At 39.1% G+C, this 14,437-nt stretch carries 11 protein-coding genes; 2 read left to right on the top strand and 9 right to left on the bottom strand.

All coding sequences use genetic code 11. The features are described from left to right. Positions 1-155: 155 nt before the first annotated feature. Positions 156-1,532, top strand: coding sequence for an amidohydrolase family protein (locus tag BW935_RS13465; protein WP_076502285.1), 1,377 nt, complete (start codon positions 156-158; stop codon positions 1,530-1,532). Between the two features lie 70 nt (positions 1,533-1,602). Here BW935_RS13465 and BW935_RS13460 read toward each other — a convergent pair whose 3' ends face one another. Further along, a complete protein-coding gene (locus tag BW935_RS13460) occupies positions 1,603-1,794 on the bottom strand; it encodes a cold-shock protein (protein WP_076502283.1) in 192 nt (63 codons plus the stop codon). Between the two features lie 172 nt (positions 1,795-1,966). Here BW935_RS13460 and BW935_RS13455 point away from each other — a divergent pair, with 172 nt between their 5' ends. Beyond that, positions 1,967-2,458, top strand: coding sequence for a SixA phosphatase family protein (locus BW935_RS13455; protein ID WP_076502281.1), 492 nt, complete (start codon positions 1,967-1,969; stop codon positions 2,456-2,458). On the opposite strand, the gene BW935_RS13450 is transcribed toward BW935_RS13455, so the two are convergent. The 8 genes from BW935_RS13450 to BW935_RS13410 form a co-directional block, all read right to left on the bottom strand. Continuing rightward, a complete protein-coding gene (locus BW935_RS13450) occupies positions 2,455-3,183 on the bottom strand; it encodes an SDR family NAD(P)-dependent oxidoreductase (RefSeq protein WP_076502316.1) in 729 nt (242 codons plus the stop codon). The genes BW935_RS13455 and BW935_RS13450 overlap by 4 nt on opposite strands. Before the next feature lie 57 nt (positions 3,184-3,240). Beyond that, positions 3,241-4,644 (bottom strand): ATP-dependent protease ATPase subunit HslU, encoded by a 1,404-nt coding sequence (hslU, locus tag BW935_RS13445; RefSeq protein ID WP_076502279.1) that lies wholly within the window; start codon positions 4,642-4,644, stop codon positions 3,241-3,243. 12 nt (positions 4,645-4,656) lie between these two features. Next, a complete protein-coding gene (gene porQ, locus BW935_RS13440) occupies positions 4,657-5,643 on the bottom strand; it encodes a type IX secretion system protein PorQ (protein ID WP_245802703.1) in 987 nt (328 codons plus the stop codon). A gap of 29 nt (positions 5,644-5,672) precedes the next feature. Next, the gene (gene lon, locus BW935_RS13435) at positions 5,673-8,150 is read right to left on the bottom strand and encodes an endopeptidase La (protein ID WP_076502273.1); all 2,478 of its coding nucleotides are present in this window, start codon (positions 8,148-8,150) and stop codon (positions 5,673-5,675) included. Positions 8,151-8,421: 271 nt separating this feature from the next. Further along, complete coding sequence (locus BW935_RS13425) at positions 8,422-10,440, bottom strand: Kelch repeat-containing protein (RefSeq protein ID WP_076502268.1); 2,019 nt, start codon at positions 10,438-10,440, stop codon at positions 8,422-8,424. Continuing rightward, the gene (locus tag BW935_RS13420) at positions 10,437-11,678 is read right to left on the bottom strand and encodes a hypothetical protein (protein ID WP_076502266.1); all 1,242 of its coding nucleotides are present in this window, start codon (positions 11,676-11,678) and stop codon (positions 10,437-10,439) included. Before BW935_RS13420 ends, BW935_RS13425 begins: the two co-directional genes overlap by 4 nt. A gap of 103 nt (positions 11,679-11,781) precedes the next feature. Beyond that, positions 11,782-13,101 (bottom strand): RIP metalloprotease RseP, encoded by a 1,320-nt coding sequence (gene rseP, locus BW935_RS13415; RefSeq protein ID WP_076502264.1) that lies wholly within the window; start codon positions 13,099-13,101, stop codon positions 11,782-11,784. Positions 13,102-13,104: 3 nt separating this feature from the next. Next, positions 13,105-14,271: a 1-deoxy-D-xylulose-5-phosphate reductoisomerase gene (locus BW935_RS13410; RefSeq protein ID WP_076502262.1), complete on the bottom strand. Its 1,167-nt coding sequence runs from the start codon at positions 14,269-14,271 to the stop codon at positions 13,105-13,107. Between the last annotated feature and the right edge of the window lie 166 nt (positions 14,272-14,437).

Genomic DNA, 14,437 nt, shown 5'->3' with positions numbered 1-14,437 from the left:
TTTCAATAGGTAGTAGTCTCTTCTCTTTTTTGCTTGTTCGAATAGTCATTGAAAAATGATTATTGACTCATGAAAATAATTAAAATTCTTAAATTGAACCAAGATGGCTTTGATCAAGGTAAAGCACTCAGTCAATTTCTATAAATTTTCATTTTATGAATACACTAATATACAGGATTTCCAGTTTGATTACATGCTTGCTGTTCTTTTCAAATTTGGCAGCACAGGACCATATCTTTACTTCTGTTAACATCATAGATGTACGAACCGGTCAGGTTCTTAAGGGTCATTATATCCATGTAAAAGCAGATAAGATCCATCAGATAGCACCTGAATTTCAAGGGCTTCCAACAGATAGGAATACCACTATTATAGATGGAAATGGAGCTTTTGTAATCCCTGGACTAGCAGAGATGCATTCCCATATTCCAACCACCAATACCGAAGACTTCTCTTATCTGCAAGATGTGATGTGGTTGTATTTGGCTAATGGGGTGTTGAATGTACGTGGTATGATAGGACACCCTTCCCACCTAGTTCTCAAAGAGAAAATCAGCAAAGGGGAAATCACAGGTCCTAGAATATTTGCCGCGGGACCTTCTCTGAATGGTGATTCGGTAGTGGATGCTGAGGCAGGGAATCGTATGGTTAGCGAACAAGCAGCGGCCGGTTATGATCATTTGAAGCTGCATCCTGGCTTAGATATGCCTAGGTTTATGGCAATCAGTACCACAGCAAAAGCTAAAGGAATAAAATTTGGTGGACATGTGTCTTTAGATGTTGGTTTGGAGCAGTCTTTACTGAATGGATACAGGTCTATTGAACATATGGATGGCTACATTGAGGCTTTGATTGCTGATAAAGAAAAGCTAGATCCTCAGATTGCAGGACCTTTCAGTATGTTGCTGGTTAAGGATGTTGACAAGGATAAACTACCAGCTTTGATCGAGTTGACTCTGGAGCAAAAAGCATGGATTGCTCCTACATTGACTTTATTCGAACGATTTTTTGGTTACATTCCAGCAGATGAATTTCGTCTGTCTCCTGAGATGAAATATATGCCGGGCTTACAAGTACAGCAATGGGTCAATCAGAAAAAAATGCTCGAAGCACAAGAGATTTTAAAGGAAGAAAATGTATTGCCATATTTGGAGTTTAGGAAGGAATTATTGCTGCAACTGCATCAAAATGGTGTCCCGATCATTATGAGCTCCGATTCTCCACAGGTTTTTAATGTCCCGGGATTTTCCATTCATCATGAAGTCGCTGCCATGTCCGAAGCCGGGATTAGTCCCTTAGAGATTTTAAAATCAGGTTCTATCAATGTGGCTAAATACTTTGAGCAGGAGGGTGAATTTGGTGAATTGATTTCTGGAGCATCGGCAGATTTCGTTTTGCTAGAAGGAAATCCATTAGAAGATTTAGAAGCATTAAAAGCGATTCAATCCATTGTCATCAGAGGAGAGTGGATTACCAGAGAAAAACTAAATAAAGAACTGAGTCGTATTGAACAGAAGAATTTAAGGAAATAAAAGACTTCAAAAGCAAAAGAGTAGCGAACTATCGCTACTCTTTTGCTTTTCACCTAGTGCTGGGTTGTGACTATACTTTTTTTACATTTATAGCATTAGGGCCTTTTTTGCCCTCTTTCACGTCATAGGTTACTTTGTCGTCTTGTGCTACTTTGTCTAATAGACCTGTCGCATGCACAAACACATCGCTTTGAGATTCGTCGTCTACGATAAAACCGAACCCCTTTGCGTCGTTGTAGAATTTTACTGTACCGGTAAGCATAATGAAATATTAAATTATGTGGTTAAATGTTCGATAAATGTAAATAATATGGCTAAAAAAACAAAAAAATATTTCGTTAAATTGGTTTCTCAAAATCTACTCATTTGGAAAAAGCAAAATTAAGAATGAAATAATTTGAGTATATCTATCAAAATAAAATAATCATATAAAAATGAAGAGGTTGATATTGGTTCGTCATGCTAAATCTGCTTGGGATGATCCCTTTCTAAGAGATCACAAAAGGCCTCTTGCCATCCGTGGACTTAGGGATGCACCTAAGATGGGGCAGCGTCTGAAAAAAAGAGGGGTGATTCCCGATATGATGCTTTCTTCTGATGCTACTAGAGCAAGTGCAACTGCTCAAATCATCGCAGAGCAGTTGCATTTTCCAAAAAAAGCTATACAATATTCCAATAAGCTTTATCATGCCAGTTCATATGAAATATTTGAGCAAATAAGAGCTGTTCCGCAAGCGGTTGAACTTCTATTAGTCTTTGGTCATAATCCTGGGTTCAATGATTTGATATGGGAGCTTGGTGGTGAACTTGACAATTTACCTACAGCCGGGCAATTTGGATTTATTTTTCACACTGACAACTGGTTGGACATAAGCAAGAAAAATGCTGAGGTATGGTTTGATGATTATCCCAAGAAAAATGGCTAAAATTCTCTTACATCCTGCAATACACCTTTGAATTGATCCCTGTTTTTGACCAGGTATAATATTTTTTCAGCAGCTTCCGTTGCAGAACTAAGTGCGTTTTCAGACTTCAGTCCTTTGAATTTTTCCAGTTTGGAAAACCCTGATTCTGGTGCCGACCTGATGTTACTTTGCATTTCAGTATCTACCACTCCAGGGGCAACAGCAAAAACCTTAATGCCTGTATTATCCAAATCGGCTTCTTCTTGAGCTACTTCACTGATCATGTTGAGTGCAGCTTTGGAGGAGGAATAGCCTGACCAGCCATCTACTGCTTTGCGTGCAGCACCTGAGCTGATATTGATGATCGTTTTGTTTCCAGAAGATTCTGTGTACCTGCTGATAAATTCATTCATCAACATAGCAGGGGCGATGGTGTTGATATTGAAAATATCTCTGATACTTTTTGCTTTCAAATTCCCCAAGTGATCGATTTGACCTATCCAACCCGCATTATTGATCAAAACCAAATTTTCGAATGCTCCTTCTGGAAAAATTTGATCAAAGCTTTGTCGCAATAGATCAAAATTCCCAAGATCTAAAGACAAATTCCTTACATTTTCATGTTGTTCCTTTGATTCAGATCTAGCTATCCCTACTATAAAATTATTCGCATCCTTTGCGAGGGATTTTAGTAAAGCCAGTCCAATTCCTTTGCTCGATCCTGTAATGATGTAGAGTGATTTCATGGTTATATTTTCAAGAAGATAAAAAAGGCCATCCATGATGAGGATAGCCTTTTTTGATTATAGAATATATTGCGATAAGTCTCTGTTTTTGACCAAGACGCTGAGTCTTTCTTGTACCATTTCTTTGGTGACCATGATCTTGGAATTAGCCTCAATGGTATCAGGTACCTCGAAAAGAAAGTCATTGAGCAAGTGACTCATAACTGTATGCAGTCTTCGTGCACCGATATTTTCTACCTCTTCATTGATCTGAAAAGCTAGTTTTGCAATCTCTCTGATGGACTCGTCATTGAAGTCCAAATAAACTTCCTCAGACTCAAATAATGCTTGATATTGTTTGGTGAGGGCATTTTTGGGATCCTTGAGAATTCTGTAGAAATCCTCTTCCGTCAAACTACTCAATTCTACCCTGATAGGGAATCTTCCTTGAAGTTCTGGGATCAAATCTGATGGCTTTGACACGTGAAAAGCTCCCGCAGCAATAAACAATACATGGTCAGTATTGATGATGCCATATTTGGTGTTTACAGCAGAACCTTCTACAATCGGAAGGAGGTCACGCTGCACACCTTCGCGGGATACATCTGGACCTCCTCCAGATTTACTGGATTTGGAGGCGATTTTATCGATTTCATCTATGAAGATGATACCATTGTTCTCTGCTAAGTGAATGGCTTCTTCTTTTACCTCATCAAAGTCTATCAATTTGCTAGCCTCTTCTTCAGTGAGGATTTTCCTAGCTTCTGCGATAGTGACCTTTCTTTTTTTGGTCCTTTTTGGCATCATGCCACTGATCATGTCCTGAAGACCCGCCATGCTAGCATCATCCATCATTCCATTGCCAATCATGCCTACACCCACAGGTGGACTTTGCTTGACGCTGATCTCAATTTTTCTTTCTTCCATTTCTCCATTGCGGAGTTTTTCACGGAATCGCTCTCGTGTTCTTTCGTTGAGCTCTTCATCTGATGAATGCTCAGGATTGAAATCCGAAGCTGGAGTTGCTGTAGTTCTGGAGAATCCAGCAGCTTTGACAGGTGGAATCAAGATGTCTAAGATTGCTTCCTCTGCCGCAGCAGCTGCTTTTTCTTTGACCTCTTCATTTTTTTGAGCTTGTACCAAATGCACGGATTGTTCTACAAGGTCTCTTACCATGCTTTCCACATCTCTACCTACATAGCCTACTTCTGTAAATTTGGAAGCTTCTACTTTGGTAAATGGAGCATTGGCGATTTTAGCAAGCCTCCGCGCTATTTCTGTCTTACCCACACCTGTGGACCCTATCATCAAGATGTTATTGGGTACAATATCTTTTTGGATATCAGTCTTCACCATCAGCCTCCTGATTCTATTCCTAAGGGCTATGGCCACATTTCTTTTTGCATCATGCTGACCGATGATATATTTATCTAATTCGGATACAATCTGCTTCGGTGTCAAATCTTTAAAATCACTTCTCATATTTTTACGTTTTTAGAACGTTCTTTTCTTGTCGATAGTAGTGGTGATTCCAAATACATTGGAACCACCTGGGACATTGTAAAACATACGGGAATAGGAGAGCTCAAACTGCTTAAGCATAAATGAAAATCCTCCCGAAAATCCACCAGCTCCTGCTCCGTTTGCTGTTTCAAATTCTTTTCTAATCAGGTGATTATATCCCAATCTCAGATTGAAATGCTCCGAAGGTAATATTTCTACTCCAAATACAGCTCTCCTGAATATTTGATCAACAGTCCCTAGCTCTTCATTGTTTCTAAATGGATCAGGTATAAAGAAATCTACTTCTCTTCCTTGCAGGTTTCTCAAACTGATATGAAATCGAAATGGCGCAAATTCTGGCTTATAGCTAGCTCCAATCCTTAAGTCGGTAGGTAGTTGGAGGTCTTGACCTGCGATATAGTTCTTGATGTTGAACCCTATATTTCTAAGATTGATAGCCAGTACCAAGTCTTGGACTGGATGATGGTAATTCACCCCAAAATCCATAACCAAAGCATAAGCTTGAAAACTTTCTAATACTGATCCCAGTAATTTCAAATTGGCACCGTATCGAAATACTCCTTGACTTTTGGCGTAGCCCGCTGTGAGTGCAAACTCGTTGGCATTGAATTTTCCAGTGGGCTGACCTATATCATCAAATCCTTGAAAATCTCCATAATTGAAGTATTGTAAGCCAATGCCAAAGATCCCATCTGAGAAGCCTTCAAAGGTGTAGCCTAAGGTAGCTACATTGATTCCACTTGGGAAATTGAGGTAATGAAATGAAGGGGTATTTGATCTACTGCTGTCCAACAAGGCTGGATTGGCTAGGAACATCAAGGGGTCATTGCCTGCTGTCAAATTGACTCCTCCCAGTGCGGCTAACTTAGCATGACTGGGATGGTCTACAAAATTGAATGCTGCCTGACTGGTCTGAGCTAAAATGACCTGCTGGGACATTCCTAAAAGTCCCAGCATGATCAAAATGCTATAGAGCAGCCTTGTTTTCAATGGTTGTTGTTTTCGCTAGTGAAGGTAAACTTCATGGGCTCCTCTACTTTGGATTTCATCAAGGCGATTTCCAATACTTGATCTACATTGTCGACAAAGTGGAAATTGATACCTTTTAAATATTGTTCGTCGATTTCCTCTATATCTCTTTTATTCTTCTGACAAAGTATGATTTCCTTCAAACCAGCCCTTCTAGCTGCTAGAATTTTTTCTTTGATACCACCCACTGGCATCACCTTTCCCCTGAGGGTGATTTCTCCAGTCATAGCAATCTTTGATTTTACTTTTCTCTGTGTATAAAGCGAAGCCATCGCTGTCAGCATGGTGATACCTGCTGACGGACCGTCTTTTGGTACAGCACCGGCAGGCACGTGGACGTGGAGATCGTATTGATCAAAGACTCTGTAGTCGATGCCAAGTTTTTCGGCTTTTGATTTGAGGTAGGAGAGTGCAGTCATGGCTGATTCCTTCATCACATCTCCAAGCTGACCTGAGAGAGTAAGTTTGCCTTTACCTCTACTCAAGGCTGTTTCTATAAAGAGTATCTCTCCGCCTACAGAAGTCCAAGCTAAACCAGTTACCACACCAGCCACACTATTGTCTTGATACATTTCCTTATCGAAGATCTCTCCACCAAGGATTTTTCTTACTGCTTCAGGTGTGATCTTCTTGCTGTATTCCTCCTCCATAGCGATGGATTTGGCAACATTCCTAACTACTTTACCTACTGCGCGCTCTAGGCTTCTTACGCCAGATTCACGAGTATAGTCTTCTATGATTTTGGCAATGGCAGTTTTGTCAAAGGATAAGTCCTTTGCCTTTAAGCCATGTTCTTTTCTTTGCTTTGGGATCAAATGCTTTTTGGCAATTTCCAACTTCTCTTCCATGGTGTAGCCAGTCACTTCGATGATCTCCATTCTGTCTCTCAAGGCAGGCTGAATACTATCAAGGGAATTGGCAGTAGCGATGAATAGTACCTTGGAAAGATCGTACTCTACTTCCAAATAGTTATCTGTGAAAGTGCTGTTTTGCTCAGGATCTAGGACTTCAAGAAATGCAGAAGAAGGATCGCCCCTGAAGTCTGAACTCAGCTTGTCTATTTCATCCAAGACATAGACGGGGTTGCTGGTTTTTACCTTTTTCATGTTTTGAATGATCTTACCTGGCATGGCTCCCACGTAGGTTTTTCTATGTCCGCGGATCTCTGCTTCATCATGGACGCCGCCGAGAGACATGCGTACATATTTTCTACCAAGCGCTTTGGCAATGGATTTCCCAAGGGATGTTTTACCAACGCCTGGAGGGCCGTAGAGACATAGAATGGGCCCCTTGAGGTCATTCTTCAGCTTCAGTACAGCCAAGTATTCAATGACTCTTTCTTTGACTTTTTCAAGACCGTGATGGTCCTTGTCGAGGATTTCCTTAGCTCTCTTCAGGTCGAAGTTATCCTCTGTTAATTCATTCCAAGGCAGCTCTACGAGCGTTTCTGCATAGTTGAGTGCTATGGGGTATTCAGCAGCGGATGGGTTGATTCTTAGGATTTTATCCAGTTCTTTTTCAAAGTGTTTGGCTACAGCTTGAGGCCATTTTTTCTTGGCGCCTTTGAGTCTGAGTTCTTCTACTTCTTTTTCTGGACCTTCTTCTCCCAATTCGGTTTGCAAGACCTTCATCTGCTGTCTGAGAAAGTAGTCTCGCTGTTGCTGATCGATATCAGTATGAACCTTCTTTTGGATTTCACTTTTCAGCTCCAGCATTTGGATGTCTTTCATCATAAACTCCAGCAGCAAGGTAGCGCGCTCCACGCCATCATTGATCTCGAGGAGTTTTTGCTTGGCCTCTACAGGCGCATTGATATTAGAGGAAAGGAAATGTGTCAGAAAAGGGGTATTATCGATATTATCTAATGCAACTTGCGCTTCTCTAGGGATTTCTGGATTCAGGTGTAGAATTTTGGCAGCAGCGTCTTTGAGTGACTCTTCCAGTGCCTCGATTTTTTTGCTGTTTTTGGGGAAATTTTCTTCCAGATAAGCCACTCTCGCTGTGAAGTATGGGTCTTCGGTAAGTGTTTCCGTGATTTGGAATCGCTTTTTCCCTTGGATGATGATGGTCGTATTTCCATCGGGAAGCACGATCATTTTGATGATTTTGGCCAGTGTACCTACATGGTAGATGTCTTCCCAAGAAGGGTCATCATTGTTAGGGTTGATTTGAGCACAAACACCGATGAGCTTATCGCCACGCTGTGCTTTTTTGACCAATTTGATCGATCTCTGTCTGCCCACAGTGATAGGAATCACGACACCGGGGAAAAGTACAGTATTTCTGACAGAGAGGATTGGGATTTCGCTGGAGTAGTTTTCTTGTTGTGAGATATCATCTGCTTCATCATCAGTGATGAGTTGGATCAGATCGCCTTCTCCGGCATAGTCGCCTACCATTAAAGATTGATATAATTGATTTTCGTAATTGTTCATAAAGGACAAGATGACAGGCTGGCTGTCATGTTAAATCATAAAATAAGAAAGAACCCTCAATTTAGAAGGTTCTTCCAATTAATTCAATGCTTATGCCAAGCTTATTTTATTGGCAATTTGTCAGGGGAGGCTCCAATACTTTTTATCAAATTCTCAGTAATATCCAAAAACCCTATAAAAATAGAAGAGAACATTCTCGCAGATTAAAGTTAGTTAAGTGTTAATTTGTTGAGAATATTTTGTTTTATACTATCATAAAATTCATGATTACTTATTTTAAGGGGTTAAACTTAACCAGTTTCATTTTTCCATTGACTTTTAATGGATAGTAGTAATAATTATCAATTACAGTTCCTTGACGGAAGCTGTCTAGATAACTAAACCCTTGGAGTATTACTTTTTCGAGTGACAATGAATTCATATCTAAGGAATACAGATTGTCATTTGAACTTATGAAGGTTTTATCCCCTATTGTAGTGTTAGGAGAACTTTGGTTGATAATGGCGTAAGTTTCGAATGTCTTAAGTTTTACCCATTGATTTGTTGAAAGGTTAAATTTGTAAAGTGAAGTATTATTAGATTGGGGATTGCTCCCTTGCATGCCATATATTTCATTGTTATGAGTAAATGTATAGAGCCCAAAATTTGCTGGATAATTGCTAGGTGGGATTCTTTGCCAACTTAATGAATGGATGTTGAATTTATATGTGTGATAATTAATCGTAAAATCTGATGGCCCTTGAATATATTCACCTCCACCTAAATAGATGTAATCCCCGTAGGCAAATACCCATTTTTGAAGGAATGGGTCGGATTGAATCAATGGAAGTGAAGTGACGACATTGGTGACTGGGTCATATTTGTAAAAGTTATTGATATTACCCTCTTCAGAGTTATAGCTATCAGAGAAATAGAGTGATCCCATATGTTCCAAAAATATTTCTGGATTTTCTAATGGGAAATACTCGTAAGGAATATCAGCTTTTATACTTTGACTTTTTGTATTCAAATCAATTTCATTGATTTGTCCATTGTCGATATAGTAAACTTTATTACCAATTGATCTGAATTTTCTTGCTAAATCCATGTTTAAATCCATATAGATAGACCTTGGATCTGAAATCCCCACTTGTACCGTGTTCTTTGATAATTCACCATGTGAGAAAACAGTGAATTTAAGATCCTGATCAATAAAAAAATTATCACTGTAAAAATCAATAACCATTTCATTTTCAGTCACCTCATAAATATGGAATTTGACAGCTTCATTATCTAGCGATAACTTATTGAATTGTGAGCCATATGTATTGAAATTGGAGCCTTTAATTTTCACTTTGTTGCGTGGCCACACTTGGATGATTTGATTTGGCTCAAAAATTTTCGGTGCTAGTTTGACACTATTATTGATTACATATTCTTTGCCCCTAATTTTTATTTTAAAAGAGGGGGTATTGGAATTAAAAATTGCCCTAGGTTCAAAGGTAATAGTTGAATCAGTTGTCGTAGCATTAATATTAAACTCCTCGTTTGTACCTTGAATAAAATCTGTAAAGGGTGAAGTTATGTTTCTGAGATATTTACCTTTAATGACCAATGGCTCTGAAAGTTTTTGCTCAAAATCGGCGTGGAGTTCAAATTCTGGTTCAGTTAAGCTGAATGGTAAAATTAAGGTGAGCTGTTTTTCACTTACTGTTAAATTGAAAGTCGCATTTCCCCCAAATTCATATGCAGTATTTGGTACGATTGCTTCAAAAAATTCTTGATTTAAACTTACAATTGTAGATTCACTATTGTTGATTCTTAGCCTGATTTGGTCAATCTTTTGAGTCAGGTTCTTACCAAAAATTTTTATAGTGTCAAAGTAATAAACATGATCTGGAAGCTCTATTTTTTCAAATATAAAACCTGTAGAGCCTTGGCTTATAAAAGATTGTGGGTTAGAAACAATCAACCCTGATTCAGTTCTAATAAACGCTACAACATGATACTCACGTCCTGCTACCATGGAGTAGTTTGCTGTCAGTTCAAAGAAACCTTCAGGCTGACCAGTTGAACTGATCTTTTCTCCTGAATTCACAGGGTCAAAAGATTTTGGACTATAAAAAAATCCATATTCCAGTATTTCTTTTTTCCCTATATCATAGATGTTGGCGGCGAATGTGACACCGTTTTCATCTATTTCCTGAATATATGCCACACTAAACCTAGGATTTACCAACTCAGGAAGTTTCTCCTCTTCGCAAGACGATAAGAAGACTATCAGCAGCAGAATGTTAAAAAACTTCTTCATTTTTTCAATTGTCTAAATGAGTAACCAATCATAAATGCGGTACTAAATTGGTCAAGATTTGATCTGTTGGCGATATTGATATTGACACTTCGAGGGGTAAAATCCATTATCAATTCAGCCGTAATTCTGCTTCTTGTATTTTTAGCCAAAACAGCTCCTATTTTGTAACCTAATCCAAGAGTATAAGGAGCTACATCAAAAGCTTGACCTTCGTCTAAAACCGTAAATCCATTAGTAGTCCTAATTGTCTCAGCTATTGCAAATTCTTCTTTGAAAAAATTCACCCTAGTCATCGGTCCTACACCTGCGTACAAATCAAATTTTTGTTTTTTTAACAAAGTGTAATTCACAAACCAATTGCCTGTCAAAGAAAACAATGAATAATTTGATGTGCCTACATATCTGTAAACATTATCTTCATAAAAGTAGTCCAAGGAGTTGTTTTGGGAGGTTATCCCCAACAAAAAGTCCATAGAAACTCTAGGCTTGCCTCTTAATTCATCTAATCTAACCCCTGTTGTAATAGCAGGAATGGTGTTTTTTTGAATGTTTTGTCGCACTGGGACAGATTCCCTCGCATACTTGTACCTTGTGTGAACACCGCCAATTTGTGCGTAATAGTTCAATTGAGCCCTTGGCCTGTTGTCAATATAACTTGTAAAAGATGAACCCAGACATGCTAAGTAAGCTACTAAATAATCATTTAGGCTTTCATCATTGAGCTGAACCTTGTCTAAGCTTGAACCTTTATTCGAACTACAATCACCTTGGGTTACAAAGCTCAAAATAGACAAATGGTACTTGCTGCTTTTTTCTTTCTTGGTAAACTCCCCAATCTCTGACTTTTGTAAAGGAATGATTTTTTCAGATTGATCCTCAATATAAAATCTGCCAAAGAGTTGGTAAAGCTTCAAATCTCCATCAATAATCAACCTGCTGAAAAAACGCTTTGAATCAAAATCCTTTGTGTTAAGATCTTTGATAACATATTTTTCTTGAAACTCGAATAGAAAACCATCAGCTTCATTTACTGAGTATGATTTTTCAACGCCCTCAGAAATTAGAATGACTGTTTCAGCAGACTTTTTAGGATTGTATCGAATGCTGCCTGATAATACTGAGCCGTCTTTAAGGTAAAGTAGGTCTTTTGTTGGGATTTCTTTTTGCGCTATGGCTAAAAAAGGGATTGTAAATCCTGATAAAAAAATCAGGAAAGTAATGGTAAATAGTTTCTTCATATATAGGCTTTAAAACCATCAATTCTAATCAAAAAAATCAAACAAAAAAATAGGTCAATGAAATTTTTCATTGACCTACTAAACTTTTTTATATAAAGTTGGTTTACCCGCCCGTGAACAACTTCAAAATGTCATTTCCAATAGCGAAAACCATCAGCGCCAGTAACATAACCATGCCGATTTTTTGGGCATTTTCTAAGAATCGATCTGAAGGGGTCTTGCCTGAGATCATTTCATAAAGCAAAAATACCACATGACCTCCATCCAATGCAGGAATCGGTAGCAAATTCATAAAGGCCAAAATCATAGAGATCAAACCAGTAATGCTCCAGAACTTGGTCCAATCCCATTTATTACCATAGATCTTAGCCATTCCAATTGGCCCAGATACGTTTTTGGCAGATACTTCACCTGTGAACATTCTTCCCAATGCCTTGGCATTGATGATCACTACGCCGAAGGCCCTCTCGGTGCCTTTGACAATAGATTCCCCAAAACCAAACCTATTGGTAACAGGTGCCAATAATGGATTGATCTGAATTCCTATGGTGCCTTCTTCTGTTACGGCTAGTGTTTTTTCGAAGGTCTCGGAGTCTCTTTGGACTGTGAGCCTTGCCTCTGAGCCAGCCCTTTCGGCAAGATTATTTTGAAGCTCGTTGAAGTAATTGATAGGTTGTCCATCTATAGCCAGAATTCTGTCTCCTTTCTGTAAGCCTGCCTCTCTTGCTGCACCGCCTTTTGGTGTATCTATGATCTCAAATGGCATCCTGATGCTGATAAACTTAGACATGCTCTCCTCGTTCGAGAAGGAATTGATAAATCCTCTTGGGATATCAATTCTGATGATTTCGCCATTTCGCTCTACAGTATAATAACCATCTGTGCTCAATAGGGCTTCACCACTGCTGAGATCGCCGAGGCTTTGATAGGGCTGTCCATTGATATCTAAGATCTTATCTCCATCTTGGAAACCAATCTGCTGCCCTATTTCATAAGCTACTATTCCGTGTTCTGCGATTTGCTCTTGCGAGTAGTATGTTTCTCCTTTTTGATAAACCAGTACCACAAAGATCAAAATACCTGTAATTACATTGACGATGATACCACCTAGCATCACGATCAATCTTTGCCACGCTGGCTTAGAACGGAACTCCCAAGGCTGTGGCTCAGAAGCCATTTGCTCAGTATCCATGCTCTCATCTACCATACCTGAGATCTTTACAAATCCACCTAAGGGTATCGCTCCAATAGAGTATTCTGTTTCTCCCCACTGAAAACCGATGATTTTTGGAGGGAATCCGATCGAAAACTTCTCCACACGCATGCCAAACATCTTTGCTGTAAGCAAATGCCCGAGTTCATGCAGTCCTACTAAAATCGATAGCCCCAGTAAAAGCTGAGCTACCATGATCAATGTATCCATTACTTATTTTTTACGCTTAATTAATTCTTCTGTAAATATTCTTGTAAGCCTATCTGTCTCTACAAAATCACCTAGTTTTGGTTGACTGATAAACTTGACTTCATCCAATGCAGCTGCAATAAGGTCTGACATTTCGAGAAATCCAACCTCGTCTCTCAAAAATGCGGCCACAACAATTTCATTGGCAGCATTGAGTATACAAGGTGCATTTCCTCCTTTTTCCAAAGCATCAAAGGCTAACCTGAGATTTTGGAATGTCTCCATATCGGGCTGTTCGAAGGTCAAATTGGGATATTGTGCGAAATTGAACCTTGGGAAATCTGACTTGTATCGATCTGGATAGCTCAATGCAAACTGAATGGGAATACGCATATCAGGTAGCCCAAGTTGTGCTTTGATGGACCCGTCTTCAAACTGCACCAGACTATGTACGATAGATTGTGGATGGACAATTACATCGATTTGTTCAGTCTTAAGGCCAAAGAGCCATTTGGCCTCTATGACTTCAAGACCTTTGTTCATCAAGGAAGCTGAGTCAATAGTGATCTTTGCACCCATATCCCAATTGGGGTGTTTGAGGGCTTGCTCTTTGGTAACTGATGCTAGGAATTTCCTATCCTTTCCTCTGAATGGTCCCCCAGAAGCAGTCAAGATGATCTTTTCTATAGGATTATGAAATTCACCAACCAGACATTGAAAAATCGCTGAATGTTCTGAATCAACAGGGTAAATATTGACACCTTTTTCTCTAGCGAGCTTGGTGACTAATTCTCCAGCTACAACCAAGGTTTCCTTATTGGCTAAGGCAATTTGCTTTCCGTTTTCTATAGCTTTGATAGTGGGAATCAGACCAGAATATCCTACCAATGCGGTCAAAACCACATCGATGCTGTCCATTTCTACTACTTGACTCAAAGCCTTTTCTCCAGCATATACTTTGATGTCCTGAGGAAGAAGTACTTCTTTTACTTTTTCGTAGTGGGACTCATTGACAATGACCACACAATTTGGCTTAAACTCCAATGCCTGTTGAATCAACAGATCGCAGTTATTCTGAGCAGTCAATACTTCTACTTCAAATTTGTCTGGGTGGGATTTGATGACGTCTAAAGTCTGTGTCCCTATGCTGCCTGTGGAACCTAAGATGGCAACTCTTTTTTTATCTGACATGAATGATGGCTTACCTCCGAATGGGTTTATCTCTAAAATTTTTTTCAGGTCATTTTACCAACTGACAAAATTACAAGGATCAGAGACTTTTCCTTATGATTTCTCAGTCTTTTTGACCTTTGGTACTTTTGGCACGGAAATCGGTAATTTTTTTGATGGATTTCAA

Source organism: Belliella pelovolcani, from assembly GCF_900156785.1.
In the GTDB taxonomy this organism is placed as follows: domain Bacteria; phylum Bacteroidota; class Bacteroidia; order Cytophagales; family Cyclobacteriaceae; genus Belliella; species Belliella pelovolcani.
The sequence above is the reverse complement of the archived record's forward strand: the minus strand, read 5'-3'. Positions and strand labels throughout refer to the sequence as shown.

Bases quoted from the DNA above. Each gene is read 5' to 3' on its own strand.
- BW935_RS13465 (WP_076502285.1), top strand. From the start codon at position 156: ATGAATACACTAATATACAGGATTTCCAGTTTGATTACATGCTTGCTG.
- BW935_RS13460 (WP_076502283.1), bottom strand. From the start codon at position 1,794: ATGCTTACCGGTACAGTAAAATTCTACAACGACGCAAAGGGGTTCGGT.
- BW935_RS13455 (WP_076502281.1), top strand. From the start codon at position 1,967: ATGAAGAGGTTGATATTGGTTCGTCATGCTAAATCTGCTTGGGATGAT.
- BW935_RS13450 (WP_076502316.1), bottom strand. From the start codon at position 3,183: ATGAAATCACTCTACATCATTACAGGATCGAGCAAAGGAATTGGACTG.
- hslU (WP_076502279.1), bottom strand. From the start codon at position 4,644: ATGAGAAGTGATTTTAAAGATTTGACACCGAAGCAGATTGTATCCGAA.
- porQ (WP_245802703.1), bottom strand. From the start codon at position 5,643: ATGCTGGGACTTTTAGGAATGTCCCAGCAGGTCATTTTAGCTCAGACC.
- lon (WP_076502273.1), bottom strand. From the start codon at position 8,150: ATGAACAATTACGAAAATCAATTATATCAATCTTTAATGGTAGGCGAC.
- BW935_RS13425 (WP_076502268.1), bottom strand. From the start codon at position 10,440: ATGAAGAAGTTTTTTAACATTCTGCTGCTGATAGTCTTCTTATCGTCT.
- BW935_RS13420 (WP_076502266.1), bottom strand. From the start codon at position 11,678: ATGAAGAAACTATTTACCATTACTTTCCTGATTTTTTTATCAGGATTT.
- rseP (WP_076502264.1), bottom strand. From the start codon at position 13,101: ATGGATACATTGATCATGGTAGCTCAGCTTTTACTGGGGCTATCGATT.
- BW935_RS13410 (WP_076502262.1), bottom strand. From the start codon at position 14,271: ATGTCAGATAAAAAAAGAGTTGCCATCTTAGGTTCCACAGGCAGCATA.